Genomic DNA, 15022 nt, shown 5'->3' on the forward strand with positions numbered 1-15022 from the left:
ATACAGTGAGTTCTTTTCTTCTTCCGTGAATTCTAGGTTAATCATGTTTTTAATGAGTGCTTTGCTTCTAATTATGACTCTTAAACTATATTATTGTCCTTGAGTAAAAAATGCAAGTTGTAGCCGTGCAAAGTATAGCTCTATAAGTACCTAGGCAAAATTATTTACACATGACGATCATTGCCCCGTAAGGGTTTTAGCTCGATCGGGCAGGTAATTAATTTTGCATGACTACTTAGAAGACTATTACAAGTTAATCAGTCTTTTAGATGAACAAAACCCTCGATTATTAGCTCATCTTGAAGAGCTTGGGTGGATGCTAACCTCATGTATAGAGTTAGTAAAAGACCTTCAATCATTCATTAAATCACCAGACTTTCACCAGTTTATACACTCTAGCCAATCCGATGCCTAACAAGCGCGTGTATAGGGAACGGCGGCAGACACTATCGGTTATGATGCAGACAGTTGGTCACACCCTGTCCCCAGGAAAAACTTTTTTAGCAGACCCTAGCCATTATACCGATAGGACGGGTTGGCCGGTAGAAATGGCCTTTTCGACGATATCGGCGGCCATTTTCACTCCTCCAGTCTTCTGTAGTGCTTTTTGCATTCTCAGGGCATTTTCTCGGTAACTGGGGAAGGATAAGACCTTTTCAATCGCCTTTCGTAAACGGGGAACTTCTAGACGGGAAATCGGAATCACTTCCCCTGTCCCCGACCATTTTATCCGAGCAGATACCCCCGGTTGGTCGTTAGTGATGGGAATGGCCACCATCGGTACAGCTTGGGCAAGGGATTCTAGGGTAGTATTTAAGCCTGCGTGGGTGATAGTCAGAGAAGCTCTGGTTAAAAGCTCTAATTGGGGAGCGTAGGGAACAACTAGGGCGTTTTTGGTCGTTATTTGAATGTTAGAGTCGCTATTGCCCAAGGATAAAACTAATTGTACTGGCAAATCGGCACAGGCTTCGGCGATCGCATTAAAGGCCGATTGTAGGCGATTTTGAATTGTACCGAGGGAAGCATAAATCAAGGGTTGTCCGGTTAATTTTTCGTAGGGAAAAGGAATCGGTTTTCTGGTAGAGGAATCGTGAAAGGGACCGGTAAAGTGGAAGTGAGCGGGTAAATTTTGCCGAGGAAACTCAAATTCGGCAGGTTGCTGGCTAATTTGGGCAAGGGGGGAATAGCGTTGATTGATGTTTTGATAGGGAATTAACCCCCATTCTTGACGCTGCTGGTTGATTAACTCATTCAGGGGACGAGTCAGAGAGTCAAGGAGTTTATAGCCAATTTTATTGCGAATAACCCCGATAAATGAGGGATTATAGTCCCAAGTGGTCATAAAGGGCGGAATAAGCGGATCACGATTCAAAACCAATGCCCCAGCAAAACTGACAAAGGGAATAGCTAATTTTTCTGCGATTGTACCTCCTGAGGGGGAGACTTGATCGACAATTAGGGCATCAATTCCCAAGCGACGCATCTCTTGGGGGATAGTTTGAAAGAGGGTCGCGGTAGAATTAGTTACTAATTCTACTGTGCGTCGGACGGCGGCTGTTCCCTGTAATTGACCAATTTCGGCTAAACTTTTGGCTGATGTGCCTTTCGGATATTTGTCGGGTGCAATTGCCTGAAAATCTAAGCCAGCTGCTTGCACCATTTCTTCACCATCAAGAGTTAAAAAACAGGTAACTTTATGACCGCGTTTTTGTAATTCTTTTCCTAAAGGTAGGAGAGGATTAATATGTCCAGAAGCGGTGGGACAAAGAATGCCAAAATGAGTCATTAAACACCTCCACAGGTTTTCTTTAATTCTTCCAGATTCCAGAATGCCCCACCCAAGGCGGAGAATTGTATTCCTTCAAAGCAGTTACGCACCGCCCCCAAAGCGAGGGGATTGACAAGATAAATAAAGGGGACGTATTCCTGTTGAAGTTGTTGAATTTCATTATAGATAACTTTGCGCTTCTCAAAGTCTAATTCTTGGGAACCTTTGACGTATAAATCAGCGATTTTTTTCTCCCAATCTGCCGCTTGCCAGCCTTGAATCGGAGGACTACCCGGTTGAGGTTGTTGGTTAAAAGCGTGGAGATTTCCATCTACATACCAAATATTCGGGGCGTGGGGTTCATTATCGCCGGTAAAACCTAAAATATGTGCCTCCCAATCTAGACTATTACTCAGTTTATCAACTAAATTACTAAAAGCGATCGCTTGAAAATCCACTTGAATTCCTATTGCGGCTAAATCATTTTTAATTTGCGCCCCAATTGCTTCCCTGATTTTATTTCCTGCATTAGTAATTAGGTTAAATCTAACGGGATTATTATCAGCATCGACTAGCAGATTATCACTATTATACTTAAATCCGGCCTCTAATAATAATTCTTTGGCTTTTTCGGGATTATAATCGTAACCTTTCAGGGTTTTATCGTAAAAAGGCGATTGAATAGAAATAAAAGAGTTTTGTTCTTGTCCCAATCCTCGATAGATATCATCAATCATTCTTTGACGATTAATGCCATAGGCAATAGCTTGACGGAAATTTAAGTTATTAAACCACCGGGATTTAATCGGCTCTACTAGGGGTTTTCCGTTGCGTTTGCCTTGGTTGAGATTAAAACTAATAAACTGGGTTCCGTAGGCAGGTCCCCCGTTAAAAATAGTGAAATTTCCTCTTTCTTCTTCGGTTTTTAAGAGGGAGAAAAATTCGGGAGTTACCGCAATAGAATCTAAACTTCCCGAACGAAATTGCAGTAAAGTTGTATCCTGAGATTCAACAATTGCCCAAATTACTGAAGTTATATGGGGTAATTGTTGTCCCTGAGCATCTTTTTTCCAATAGTAGGGGTTATTCTCAAAAATAATCCTTTGTCCCGTGATATATTCTTTGAGTTTATAAGCACCATTAAAAACAATTTTATCGGGAGGAGTATCTAACCCCCAAGTGGAGAGAAATTCCAACCTACCATCGGGGCTTTTTTTCTGAATAGTTTTCTCTAAAGCGTGTTTAGGTAAAATCGGTGAACTGACAGCATCTAAAAAAGGAGCAAAAGGTTCGGGTAGTTTAAATTCAATTCTGCGATTATCTAGTTTGGTGATAACGGGGAATTCTTTTTTTAATCCTATTCTTAAACTATCGCGGTAGTTGTTGGGAATATCAGGATTTAGATATAATTTTTTATAGGTAAAAACCACGTCATCAACGGTTAATGGTTGACCATCTGACCATTTTAAACCCTCTCTTATAGTAAAAATAATGCTCAAATTATCATCGGAAATTGTCCAAGATTCTGCTAAGACTGGTTCTTTTTTGCCAGTAATGGGATTTTCTGTTAATAGTCCTTCGTAGGTTAAACCAAAAATATTCGGGGATTCGGCCGATAAAACAGCATTAAAGGTTTTGGGGTCACTTAATACCGATATGACCACTTGATTGCGTCTAACTGGATTACCACAAGCAGTTAGGGAAATCAGCAATAAACAAGAAATTAAAAATACCGTTAATCCCCGCCAAAATTTCACCATAATCTTTAATATTTTTCTGTCCGACTATCTAGAAGTAAAGACCTTGCCTTGCTATATACACCGAAACTGACCAAGCTGAAAGCCACTGGACTGTTTCCTTGCCCCATCAATATAACAGGAAATGAGACAAAAAATCTCGCCTAGTGAGATTGACAAAGGCGAGAAACCGTGTTTCCATCAAGAATGGGAAATAAAATCTAAGAACGTTGTTCGATCGGTGTATAGGGGACATCGTGTTGTCCGGTGTAGATTTGGGTAGGACGGAAAATGCGGTTAGCATTTAATTGTTCTTTCCAGTGGGCCAACCAACCGGCCACCCGGGAGATGGCAAAAATCGGGGTAAATAAATCATTGGGGATGCCTAATTTCCGATAAACCAATCCCGAATAGAAATCCACATTAGGATAGATACCTTTTTCGCCGTAGATATCCACCATTGCCTGTTCTAATTCTAGGGCGATATCGTAGTATTCATCGGAACCTAATTCCGCGAATAATTGTTCGGCCAGATTTTGTAAAATCGTCGACCGGGGATCCTTAACTTTATATACCCGGTGTCCAAAACCCATAACTTTTTGTTTGTTGGCGATACATTTTTCCACATAGGGACGAACATTAGCCACCGAACCGATTTCCTCTAACATTAACAATACTTCCTCGTTTGCCCCACCGTGGAGGGGACCGGCGAGAGTTCCCACTGCTGAAGCGATGACACCGTAGGGGTCGGTTAAAGTGGAAGCCGTCACCATAGCCGAAAAAGTCGAGGCATTCATGGTATGTTCAGCGTGGAGAGTCAAACAGACATCGAAAACTTTCGCCGCTAAATCCGTCGGTCTTTTTTCCGTCAACATATAGAGGAAATTGGCCGCATAATCAAGACTATCGTTGGGCTGAATGGGATGATTACCTTTGCGAATCAATTGAAACGCCGCCACCATAGTGGGGATTTTCGCTAATAGCCGCACTACTGCCTGACGGATATATTCGGGATTATCCAAAGCCCGACGGGCATAGTATAACCCTAAAGCCGCCGCCGAAGTTTGTAGCGCATCCATGGGATGACCTTTTTCGGGGAAGCATTTCATCATGTCTTCGATACGGTACTTGATGCGTCGATGATAACGGATTTCATCGGCAAATTCTTCCAGTTCCGCCCCCGTGGGCAGAACACCCCAGATAAGGAGATAGGCGGTTTCGAGGAAGGTACTTTTTTCGGCGAGTTCCTCAATCCGAATGCCCCGATACTCTAAGATTCCCTTTTGCCCATCCACAAAGCTAATACTCGATTGGGCGGCGGGAATTCCTTCTAAACCTGGCCGATATTCACAAACTGTCATAGTTCTACCTTTCCGTGGCGAAGATTAAGCCCTAACGCTAACTTACTTGATCTTTCCACCCTTACCGAAATTTTATAGAAAATTTTCGGTTCTGCCTCTCCTGTTCAGGATTAGGCAGAAATGGACGGAAATTACTCCCATTTAGCGATTGCTTCGTCGATTTAGTCAACCCTGCCCTAGCGCATTTTTTCTGGGCTTCCTGTTGCGACTCTAGCTAGAGGACTTGATATTTATCTACTTTCATTGTAGCGAGACTATCTCGATCGATTGATTCGATCGAGCATTTTTTTTAAATTTCTTCGGGACTAATATTTAATTCCCGCAGTTTTGCCGCCAATCGTTCGGCCCGTTGTCGTTCCGCTTCGGCCCGTTGACTTTCCGCTTCGGCCCGTTGTCGTTCTTCGTTGTAACTGGTGAAAGGTTGACCATCGGGATAATACAAGAGTAACTCTGGTTGGGCTAACTGAAAACGGATGCCCAAGCGAGGACTTACCCAATTATCGAGATTTTCCAGACTTTCGAGCCGATTTTCCCGACGAATACAGCCACCCAAATCATTTTTATCGGGATTATAAATGTAGTATTCTTCCACACCATAACGGTCATAAAACAGTAGTTTTCTGGTCATTTCCGTTTGGGTATTACCCGGAGAGAGAATTTCAAAAACCACTTGCGGGGGGATATTTTCTTCTTTCCACTGTTGATAGGAACCTCTTTCGCCTTTTGGTCTGCCAAAAGCTACCATGACATCGGGTGCTTGTCGAGTCTTATTATCTCCCTCCACGGGATACCAGAGTAAATCACCGGCGACAAAAACATCGGCATCATTGGCAAATAACCAGTCTAAATTCGCTTTAATCGTCGTAATCCAGCGAAATTGTCTTGTATTGTCGGCCATCGGTTTACCATCGCTATCGGGATAGACGATTGTGGTTTTCGGGGTGTCGTCCAGTTGTCTAACCATTGCTTAACCCTAAGTAAGTGGTTTCAATTAAATTGAAGATAGATTTTGTCCTTGATCCCCCCTGCCCCCCTTGATAAGGGGGGTGCCGATAGGCGGGGGGATCCTCCTTGATCATGGGGGTGTCTGACAATTTTTAATACCCACCTACTTAGAGTTTCGTCTTTGCTTCCTTAGTAGTATAAATTTACTACAAAAAATCGGAGCAAATATTTAGGGACGGTGATGATTATCAGAACTAAAATCAGCAACTTCGGAAAAGCGAAATATGGACAGTCCAGAATCTAGGCAGCCGCGCTGTAATAAGGCGAAGGCAGACTCGGATAAACTCGCAGGATGTGACGGAAGACTTCTTCCGTTTTTTCTTCCACTTCTTCGTCCGTGTAGAGATCGACGGGTAAACCAGTATTATCGCTGTATAAAAAGTTGTGAATAGTAGTTTTAACCTCCGCCCGACTGGATTCTTTATCTGGCCAACGATCGATCTTTAGTTTCTCTTGTTTTAGGGTTTCCAAAAGCCGCGTGGCGATCTGTTTAATTTTTTCAATTTCTTGCGGTGATAGATTCTCTTTGGTTAAAAGGTCGAACAGGGCGAGGGATTCCTCGTCTAATCCCTCGCTAACCGCCCGTTGGGACTCTTGATCGAGTTCCTGAATGAATTCTAATAAGGCCTCGAAGGTCTTTTCGATCGCCACCCGATCCTTCTCGAAATTATAATCAGCGATGATCTGCTCGTAATGTTCTTGAAAGTTCGTCCGTTGCAGATTCTGCTCGAGCATTGTTCGGAGACGGTTTTCGATGGCGTTTTTGAGAGTTTGGACGGTGGTATTCTTGCGATCGCTATTAGCGAATTCCTGTTTCAGACGCTCGAAGTTGATTTTACTGATGTTGTACAGTGGGGTATCATCGGCCCTCGCTTCGGTGGTTACATCGATCGCCCCGTCGATTACCGATCGCATTTCCAAGAGAATTTCCCCGATGTCTATTTTCTCCCGATCACCTTGAACGCATTTATAGATCAGTTTAATCGTGTCGTGAGCCGGACGGTAGTGATTAACCGATGGCTGATTAAGACAGGCCTTAAAAAGATGGAAGACCTCTTGGGAGAGGAGTTGAAAATTTTGTCGGGCCTGATCACTTCGATTGATCGCTTCCTTCGCGTCGTTAATGGCTTTATTGAAGGCGAAACTAGGTATTTTATATTCGAGGAGTGCGTCTAGGGATGCGTTACTTTCCCCGAAAAATTCTTTAACTGCCTCGATCGATCGGGCCAATTCATCCAGTAAATTTTCTTGCGGTTTCGTGGGGTCGAGACTAAGATGGTCTTCCCTGCGTCCCTGATCGGAAATTTGGGCGAGATCGGCGAGAGCTTGGCGGAGATTTTTGAGGATTCCGCAGTAATCCACGATTAAACCGTTAGTTTTGCCCTCGTTAACCCGGTTAGCACGAGCGATCGCTTGCATGAGCGTATGAGCTTTTAGGGGTTTATCGAGGTAGAGGGTGGAGAGGGAGGGAACATCGAAACCGGTCAACCACATAGCGCAGACGATGGCGATCCGAAAGGGGTGATCGGCTTGTTTAAAGGCATTTTCCGGGCTGATTCTTTTACCGTCCGCCAGTTCAAAGCCATTTTTGATTACACTGCGATGGCTGGTAATATCTAACCCGTGTTTCTGGAATTTGTCGATCTCTCCCTGTTCCTCGCTGACGATCACGGCCGTTAGGGTTGCTTCCATCCATTGAATCTGACGCTGACGATAGTTTTCCTCTTGGTCATCGGTAATTTTTTTGAGGTCTTTTTTCAGTTGTTGGATTTTTTCGCTCCAGTAACGATCGATCAGGTTATGCAGCTTGACACAGGTGAGCTTGTCGATACAAATCACCATGGCTTTGCCTGTTTCCCAAGCGGTGCTGTAATGTTCAACGAAATCACGGGCCAGCGCCTCCAACCGCTGCGGGGCCGTCAGAATGTAGTAATCCCTTCTTAATTCCCTTTCTAAACGGTCTTCTATCTCAACATTTTCGATCTCTAACTCTTCGATTTTGGCGGCGATCTGTTCGTTGAGGTCGTTGACGGCGATCGAGAGTTTATCACCCCGTGCATCATAGTAGAGGGGAACGGTAGCTTTATCCTCGACCGCTCTCTGGAAGTCGTAGGTGGAGACATAATCCCCGAAATAGCGTTTAGTGATCTCGTCGTTGCTGACTAGAGGGGTGCCGGTAAAACCGATAAAACCAGCGCCCGGAAGTGCAGCCCGGAGGTTGCTGGCCAGGGTTCCGTACTGGGTTCGGTGGGCTTCGTCGCTGATAATGATGATATCGTTTCGGGAGTTGTAGGGTTGGTCGGGATTGACGGTTTGGTTGAATTTCTGGATGAGGGTGAAAATATAGGCTTTATGCTCTCCCAGAAGACTCTGCAAGTGTTCGTTACTGGAAGCTTGGCAGAGTTCTTGCTCGTTATTGGTCAATCCGGAACCGGCAAAGGTATAGTAGATCTGTTTATCTAGATCTTCGCGATCGGTACAGATAACGAAGGTATAGTTTGCGCCTAGTTTACGGCGAATTTTGCGGGTGAAAAAAACCATAGAGTAGCTCTTTCCAGAGCCTTGGGTATGCCAGAAAACCCCTAGTTTGTTATCTTTTATCCCACCCTCCCGCCATCTTTTCACAGAATCGATCGCTTGGTTAACCCCTAGAAACTGGTGATTTCGGGCGATAATCTTGCAGGTTTTGCCAGTGGAGTTATCGAAAAGGATATAATTTTCTAACAGATCGATAAAGTTATTTTTATCGCAGACTCCTTTTAGCATGGTTTCCATATCGACAATGCCGGGGTCACTCTCGGCCAGGCGTTTCCATGAATGAAAGTGTTCGTATTTGCCGCAGAAACTACCTATTTTCGCATCTATGCCATTAACTAAAATCGCAAAGGCGTTATAGGCGAATAGATGGGGGATAGTACGGATATACTTTAATAAATTCTCGTCGTAGGCCGCTTTTAGGTCCCGGTTGAGGTTTTTCGCTTCTAGGAAGAGTAGGGGAATGCCGTTAACAAAACCTACCAAATCCGTGCGACAGAGGTAGATTTCCCCCTGTATCCACAGTTCTCGAACCGCTAGAAAATGGTTATTGCTGGGTTGGTCAAAATCCAGGATTTTTAGGGTTTGTCTAATTAGCTCTCCTTTGGCGTTGCGGTAGCTCACCTGTACTCCATCGAGAAGGAGTTGATGTTTCTCTTGATTGGTGGCCAGAAGGGTTTGACTAGAGTTGATTTCTTCGATTTGGAGAATGGCGGATTTATAGGCTTCTTCGGGAAGATTGGGGTTAAATTCTCGTAATTTCTGTTTTAGGTAGCGTTTGAGGATAACTTCTTTCTGATTTTGCCGTCCGAGCAGGCTGTTTTCACCGTAATCCTCTTGATTATAAGCATAGACACTCTGCCAACCAAGTTGATCTCGCAGACAGTTGGCGGTGAGTTTTTGTACTTTATCCTCGGTGGTCATAGGGTCGATTGTGCAGGGGAGTGGTTTATTTTATTAATATTGCCAATTTTCAGGGATTTTTACAGGTGCGATCGATCTTTCGCCTCTACACCTCGATCTCTCCATTCATAAGTTTCGGAAGTAGTATGTCACGCGCTTGTTTTAGTTTTTGATTTTGCTGTTCTAGTATTTTTATTTGTTCAAAAATTCTATTCGTAAATTCCCAAAAAATATCCATTACCTTTTTACTAGGTAATAACATTGGGAAGTTTCGGATTATTTCCTGACTAATATTATTTTGAGCGGCTCCTAAAGATAAGTTAGCTAAAATTTGCTTGTTTTCTCTAAAAAATAAAAAGCAATGTATATAATTGGCGATGTGGCAATCAGGAAGAAGCCCGCAACAAGCCTGATTAGTTGTCGCAGAATTGGCAAGTATTGCCGTTTGACCGATAGTAGCACCGTACATTGCCACTAATACGGTATGAGCAGGGAAAATTTTCGCCGATGAATTTTTAATCGCTTCTTCAGTGATTTTTTCATCAGTCTTAAAAATGAAGCTATTATTTAATTCTTGAGTTTTTACCCAATTTATATCGCCCGTAAAAAAATCTGGATTTTTACGACTAGGTGTTCCTCCAGATGCGGTCTTATAAAAATCAGATACTTGTCCCTTCTCCCACCCTTCAGGAATACCATCGATAATCGGGGTGTGTTCGTGTCCGGGGAAGCGTAAACGGACAAACCATTCCTTGTAAAGTAAACGGGCTGAACGTTCTAATAAATCGATGCGGCGGCGATTATTTTCGATTAAATCATCATATTTGGAGAGGATATCGGCGATTTTCTGTTGAACTTGTAGAGACGGTAAAGGTACTAAACAACGATAAATACGTTCTGGTGCTGTATGTTTTACGGTTGTACCTGTAGCCGAGCCTTTGATTTGCGATCTATAATTATGCGTGTTTAATAAATAATAAAGGTATTTTTTATCAAGTTCTTTTTGATTTAGAATATTAACCAATCCTAATCGTTGATTATGCAAGTATTTTTCATTTTCTGGAATTAGCAACGCACCGCCCAGAATTGGAGCAGACTGAACCAAATCTGTCATAACTACGAGCAAATCATTTTGATGCAATATAAACTCTTCTGGTACATCACCAACATAATATTTTTCCTTGTCTCCTTTTAATTTTAATCCCCCTGTTTCATGGCAATTACCCGGAGTAAGTAAAATATATTTTCCTGAATCCGAGAAAAATTCACCCTTAAAAGCGAACCCATGTTTTATATATATTTGAGATCCTAAAGCAACTTTTGACCATTTCATATTTAAAAACTACTCCTTAATAAATCAATCAACGATAAATTACCTCGATTTTTAAGATTTTTGACTGACTAAATCCCCAACCCTTCAAAATTCTTCGCAATTTCATCAGCTAAACGAATCGCCTCGGAGTTGAGATCATTTAACTCCAGATGAATTTCGCGTAACGTTTCCTCGAAATCGAAACCCTCATCTTCCTCCTCTGGGGAAACGCCGACATAGCGTCCGGGGGTTAAACTCCAATCATTCGCCTGTAACTCCTCGCGATCGACCACTTTAACCAACCCTTCCACATCCCGCAGCTTGGCATCGGGGAACCTTTCTAATAACCAGTGAGCGTGACGGTAGAAACCACGAACCGATTTAAGCTGTTCGATCGCATTCTGACGGCTTGTATCGGCTTCTTTGCGTAAGGTGTTGAGTTCGCGGGAATTCCACCACAGTTTACTATCTCTTGCCCCCAGATCCTTCTCCGCACGCTCGATCGCTCGACCTAATAATTTATTCACCAGATCCGCCTGTTTGCCCAGATCCCGGCTAAATTCGCCGTATTCGTGATAACAGCGGACAGCCTCGTGTAAAGTCTCTAAATCATCAGCGTTATAGGAAATCGCAGGGAAACTGGCGTATTTATCCATGTCATCTTTGAAAAGCTCAGATGCTGTTCGGAGTTCTAACCATGTTCCGTCTTTTTCATCGATGAGATTATAAAATTTCTCTAGGGCCTCGGTTAACTTATCCAGATGCTCGCGATAGTTTTGTAAAAGAGCGATCGATCCCTGATACTCTCGATCGATACTCTGGCAATAACCGACAACCAAATCGATAAAACGCTTCGATTCGCTCCGATAGAGCCAGACGATCGAGAGAATATTCTGTAACTGCTCTGGGCTAAAATCGTTGATCGTCCGGTTTACTTTCCGGTAAATATTGCGGGCATCGATCATTAATATCTTATCTTGAAGCTCGGCGGGTTTTCCTCGATTGAGAAACCACAACTCGCAGGGTACGGAGCGGGTATAGAAAAAGTTGGAGCGGATCGCGATCATTATGTCCACCGTTCCCGTCTCGATTAACTTCTGTCTTACCTTGCCTTCGTCTCTCCCGGCGCTGGAAGCTTGGGAAGACATAACAAAACCGGCTTTTCCTCGATCATTGAGATAGCTGTAGAAGTAACTGATCCATAGATAGTTACCGTTGGAAACTTTGTTACTTTTATTAACCCCCGGCAATCCGAAGGGTAAGCGCTCATCACCATCTACCTTACTGTCCACCTCGTCCACGTTGAAGGGAGGATTGGCCATTACATAATCTACTTTCCCAGCTAATGCCAGCGGATCCTCGTAGTAGGTGATCGCTTTTTGGATATCCCCTTCTAAACCGTGAACTGCGAGATTCATCTTGGCTAAACGAATCGTGGTCGGATTCTTCTCTAACCCTTTAAAAGTTAACATCTGGGGATTGATGCGCTGTCTCTCAACGAAATGTGCGCTCTGGACAAACATTCCCCCCGAACCACAGGCAGGATCGAAAACCAATCCGTGATCGGGTTCTAAAACATTGGCGATCAAAGATACTAAAGAAACGGGAGTAAAAAACTCTCCGTTATCGTGAGCTTTGAGATTAGCGAATTGAGTTAGGAAATATTCGTAAATTCGCCCGAAAATATCCCCGTCCGCTTTTTTTAACTCTTCCGGGTTTAAAATCCGTAGTAAATTTCCTAATACCACGTTATCTAGCTCTTGGTACTCTGTTTTCGGTAAAATACCCCCTAAAGGTGGATAATCCCCCTCGATCGATAGCATTGCTTCCATTAAGGAGGTCGATCGATTGACGCTATCGGGGAGCGCCACCAGAAAATCGAACTGAGCTTTTTCTTGGAGATAGATGGCTCCTTTGCACAAGAAATCTTCTTTGATTAAGGAGCGTGTTTTACCCTGTCGCTTCGGTAAATCCGCCTCTACTTCCCTCTTAACCTTGAGAAAACGACTATAGGCATGACGGAGGAAAATCAAGCCCATAACGGGCAGAAAATACTCGTTACTGGCATAGTTAGAATTAGCTCGCAGAGTATCGGCCGCTTTCCAGAGCTTTTTTTCGATCGCTTCGATGTTGTCCAGTTGGGCCATGAAATTTCACTCAAGAATTAGGTAGATGGTCGAGCGTGAGGGGAAAATTAAGGGATTCTGTATAGTATCTATCTTCTCAAGTAATGGCAGCGATGGTTAATTGCCTTCACCGCTCTCCCAGAACAAACAGGAGAGGTCTTTTGATAGACTAGAGTTATAGCCCGACAGTGGGGAGCTAGGGGCTAGAAAAGCTTAATATTTGAGATAAACCGATCGAGCCAGAATATCGTCTAGAATTAATTAACTCAACAAATCCTGACTGAATCTACCTTTAAGCGAACTTTTCTAAAAATGATGGCTGAATTACTGAGTCTAGTTCCTGCCAAATCCCTCGAAACCGATGTAGTGGTAGGGGAAGCGTCGGCAGTATGTCCCCTTCCTCCAGTCACGGTTAGTAATGATACCCTACTTATTTCCCTGATCGATCGCCTGCGACGTACTTTGGAAAATCATCGCGGCGAAAATCAAATTGTGGTGATGCAGGATTTCCCAGATCCCGATGCTCTTTCTAGTGCCTGGGCCTATCAAATTATCGCCGAACAGTACGATATTCACTGTGATATAGTCTATGCGGGTACTCTCTCCCATCAGGAAAATGTCGCTTTGGTAAAACTAACGGGTTTACCGGCTAAACGTTGGGGAGTCCATACCCTCAAGGATAGAGATCTTTCGGTTTATCAGGGTTGTGTTTTTGTCGATGGTCAGGGAACCAATAGTCAGTTAACCACTCTGGTTAAACAGGCAAAAATTCCCATTATTGCCGTGATTGATCATCATACTCGCCAAGGGGAGCTAGAGGCGGAATTTGTCGATATTCGTCCCCAAATCCGGGCAACAGCGACGATATTAACCCAATATATCCAAAAAGGGTTAATAAGTTTTAATACTAGCGATACCGTCCATGTTAAGTGTGCCACAGCTTTGATGCACGGATTGCGATCGGATACGAATAATTTAATGCAAGCGCAAGAATGTGAATTTATCGCTGCTGGTTATCTCAGTCGTTTCTACGATGCTCAATTATTAAACGCTGTCCTGCAATCGGCCAGATCCCGACGGGTGATGGATGTGATCGAACGGTCTCTAAAAAACCGTATTATTAAAAATAATTATTCGATCGCCGGGGTGGGTTATTTGCGTTATGATGACCGAGATGCGATTCCCCAGGCTGCCGATTTTTTGGTGACAGAAGAAAATGTTCACACGGCTTTAGTTTATGGTATCGTTCACGATGAAGATGAGGATATCGAGTTAGTCATTGGTTCTATGCGTACCAGCAAAATTACCCTAGATCCCGATGAATTTCTCAAGGAAGCTTTCGGACAGGATAACCAAGGTCGCTTTTTTGGTGGTGGTCGTTACATGGCCGGAGGTTTTGAAATTCCTATCGGTTTCCTCGGTGGTTTTAATAATAATGCCGAATACGCAAAACTTAAGTGGGAACTGTATGACACCCAAATTAAACAGAAACTTTCCCATCTAGTTAACCCAGATGAAAAGGTAATTCGCACCTAGCTATTAGACCTCAGCTATCTGTTAACATTGCCAAGACCGACCTAACACTGATATGAAACTTTATTTTGTGCGTCATGGATTAGCAGGACAATCGGGGGATTATCTCAACGATGGGGAACGTCCTTTAACCGAGGAAGGTAGGGCCAAAACTGCTAAAATTGCCCAAAGATTAGGACAGTTGGGGGTGAAATTTGACCTAATTTTGACTTCTCCCCTGGTGCGTGCCGTGCAAACCGCCGAAATTTTGCAAAAAGCGGGTTTAAGCCGTAAAATTGAGCAATTTAATCCCCTATCGCCCAATGGCAATATTCAAGATTGGGTGCAATGGTGGCAAAAGTCCGACTATCAGCGAGAGGAAAATGCGATCGCACTGGTAGGCCACGAACCGGATTTAGGCTATTGGACGGAAATGCTAGTTTGGGGCAAGTTTCAAGGGAAATTATCGGTCAAAAAAGCGGGAATAATTGGTCTAGAGGTTCCCAATCAAGAAAATCCCCTAGGTAAGTGTCAGTTATTCTGGTTGACAGCACCGAAATTACTTCTCTAGGAATTAACCTAGGTGTATCTATCCTTTTTGGAGACTACAATCGATGTTTAGTTAGGGTCTGCTGAAAAAGTTTTTCCTGGGGGTAGGAGTCAGGAGTCAGGAGTCAGTAGCCAGTCGTTTCAGGCTTTGTTGCCCTTGTTTTGTGTACCAAGCGATGTACTACAAGAAGGATAATGCAAGGTTTTTGAAAGTC

Annotated in this window: 9 protein-coding genes; 2 read left to right on the forward strand and 7 right to left on the reverse strand. The window is 43.5% G+C overall.

The genetic code is table 11. The annotated features are described in order from the left end of the window. Positions 1-517: 517 nt before the first annotated feature. The 7 genes from IM509_RS17325 to IM509_RS17355 form a co-directional block, all read right to left on the reverse strand. Positions 518-1786 carry a glycosyltransferase gene (locus IM509_RS17325; protein WP_185237990.1) on the reverse strand — a complete coding sequence of 423 codons (1269 nt, stop codon included), beginning with the start codon at positions 1784-1786 and terminating at the stop codon, positions 518-520. Beyond that, entirely contained in the window at positions 1786-3528 is a 1743-nt protein-coding gene (locus tag IM509_RS17330; protein WP_052275823.1) for an ABC transporter substrate-binding protein, read from the reverse strand. Before IM509_RS17330 ends, IM509_RS17325 begins: the two co-directional genes overlap by 1 nt. Positions 3529-3725: 197 nt before the next feature. Continuing rightward, positions 3726-4865, reverse strand: coding sequence for a citrate synthase (locus IM509_RS17335; protein WP_185237989.1), 1140 nt, complete (start codon positions 4863-4865; stop codon positions 3726-3728). 289 nt (positions 4866-5154) lie between these two features. Continuing rightward, entirely contained in the window at positions 5155-5829 is a 675-nt protein-coding gene (locus IM509_RS17340) for a Uma2 family endonuclease (RefSeq protein WP_185237988.1), read from the reverse strand. Between the two features lie 281 nt (positions 5830-6110). Continuing rightward, on the reverse strand, positions 6111-9329 hold the full coding sequence (locus IM509_RS17345) for a type I restriction endonuclease subunit R (RefSeq protein ID WP_185237987.1): 3219 nt from the start codon (positions 9327-9329) through the stop codon (positions 6111-6113). An 85-nt stretch (positions 9330-9414) separates the two neighbouring features. Beyond that, positions 9415-10641, reverse strand: a complete 1227-nt coding sequence (locus IM509_RS17350; protein WP_185237986.1) for a restriction endonuclease subunit S — start codon at positions 10639-10641, stop codon at positions 9415-9417. 68 nt (positions 10642-10709) lie between these two features. Then, entirely contained in the window at positions 10710-12767 is a 2058-nt protein-coding gene (locus IM509_RS17355; RefSeq protein WP_185237985.1) for a class I SAM-dependent DNA methyltransferase, read from the reverse strand. A gap of 291 nt (positions 12768-13058) precedes the next feature. Here IM509_RS17355 and IM509_RS17360 point away from each other — a divergent pair, with 291 nt between their 5' ends. Both IM509_RS17360 and sixA read left to right on the forward strand, forming a co-directional pair. After that, the gene (locus IM509_RS17360; RefSeq protein ID WP_185237984.1) at positions 13059-14282 is read left to right on the forward strand and encodes a DHH family phosphoesterase; all 1224 of its coding nucleotides are present in this window, start codon (positions 13059-13061) and stop codon (positions 14280-14282) included. 52 nt (positions 14283-14334) lie between these two features. Further along, positions 14335-14829: a phosphohistidine phosphatase SixA gene (sixA, locus tag IM509_RS17365; protein ID WP_002761593.1), complete on the forward strand. Its 495-nt coding sequence runs from the start codon at positions 14335-14337 to the stop codon at positions 14827-14829. Positions 14830-15022: the final 193 nt, after the last annotated feature.

Source organism: Microcystis sp. M31BS1 (assembly GCF_020245285.1).
GTDB classification, from domain to species: domain Bacteria; phylum Cyanobacteriota; class Cyanobacteriia; order Cyanobacteriales; family Microcystaceae; genus Microcystis; species Microcystis panniformis.

What these genes read in the sequence shown, in the direction of transcription:
- IM509_RS17325 (WP_185237990.1), bottom strand. Translation starts at nt 1,786, where the DNA reads ATGACTCATTTTGGCATTCTTTGTCCCACCGCTTCTGGACATATTAAT.
- IM509_RS17330 (WP_052275823.1), bottom strand. Translation starts at nt 3,528, where the DNA reads ATGGTGAAATTTTGGCGGGGATTAACGGTATTTTTAATTTCTTGTTTA.
- IM509_RS17335 (WP_185237989.1), bottom strand. Translation starts at nt 4,865, where the DNA reads ATGACAGTTTGTGAATATCGGCCAGGTTTAGAAGGAATTCCCGCCGCC.
- IM509_RS17340 (WP_185237988.1), bottom strand. Translation starts at nt 5,829, where the DNA reads ATGGTTAGACAACTGGACGACACCCCGAAAACCACAATCGTCTATCCC.
- IM509_RS17345 (WP_185237987.1), bottom strand. Translation starts at nt 9,329, where the DNA reads ATGACCACCGAGGATAAAGTACAAAAACTCACCGCCAACTGTCTGCGA.
- IM509_RS17350 (WP_185237986.1), bottom strand. Translation starts at nt 10,641, where the DNA reads ATGAAATGGTCAAAAGTTGCTTTAGGATCTCAAATATATATAAAACAT.
- IM509_RS17355 (WP_185237985.1), bottom strand. Translation starts at nt 12,767, where the DNA reads ATGGCCCAACTGGACAACATCGAAGCGATCGAAAAAAAGCTCTGGAAA.
- IM509_RS17360 (WP_185237984.1), top strand. Translation starts at nt 13,059, where the DNA reads ATGATGGCTGAATTACTGAGTCTAGTTCCTGCCAAATCCCTCGAAACC.
- sixA (WP_002761593.1), top strand. Translation starts at nt 14,335, where the DNA reads ATGAAACTTTATTTTGTGCGTCATGGATTAGCAGGACAATCGGGGGAT.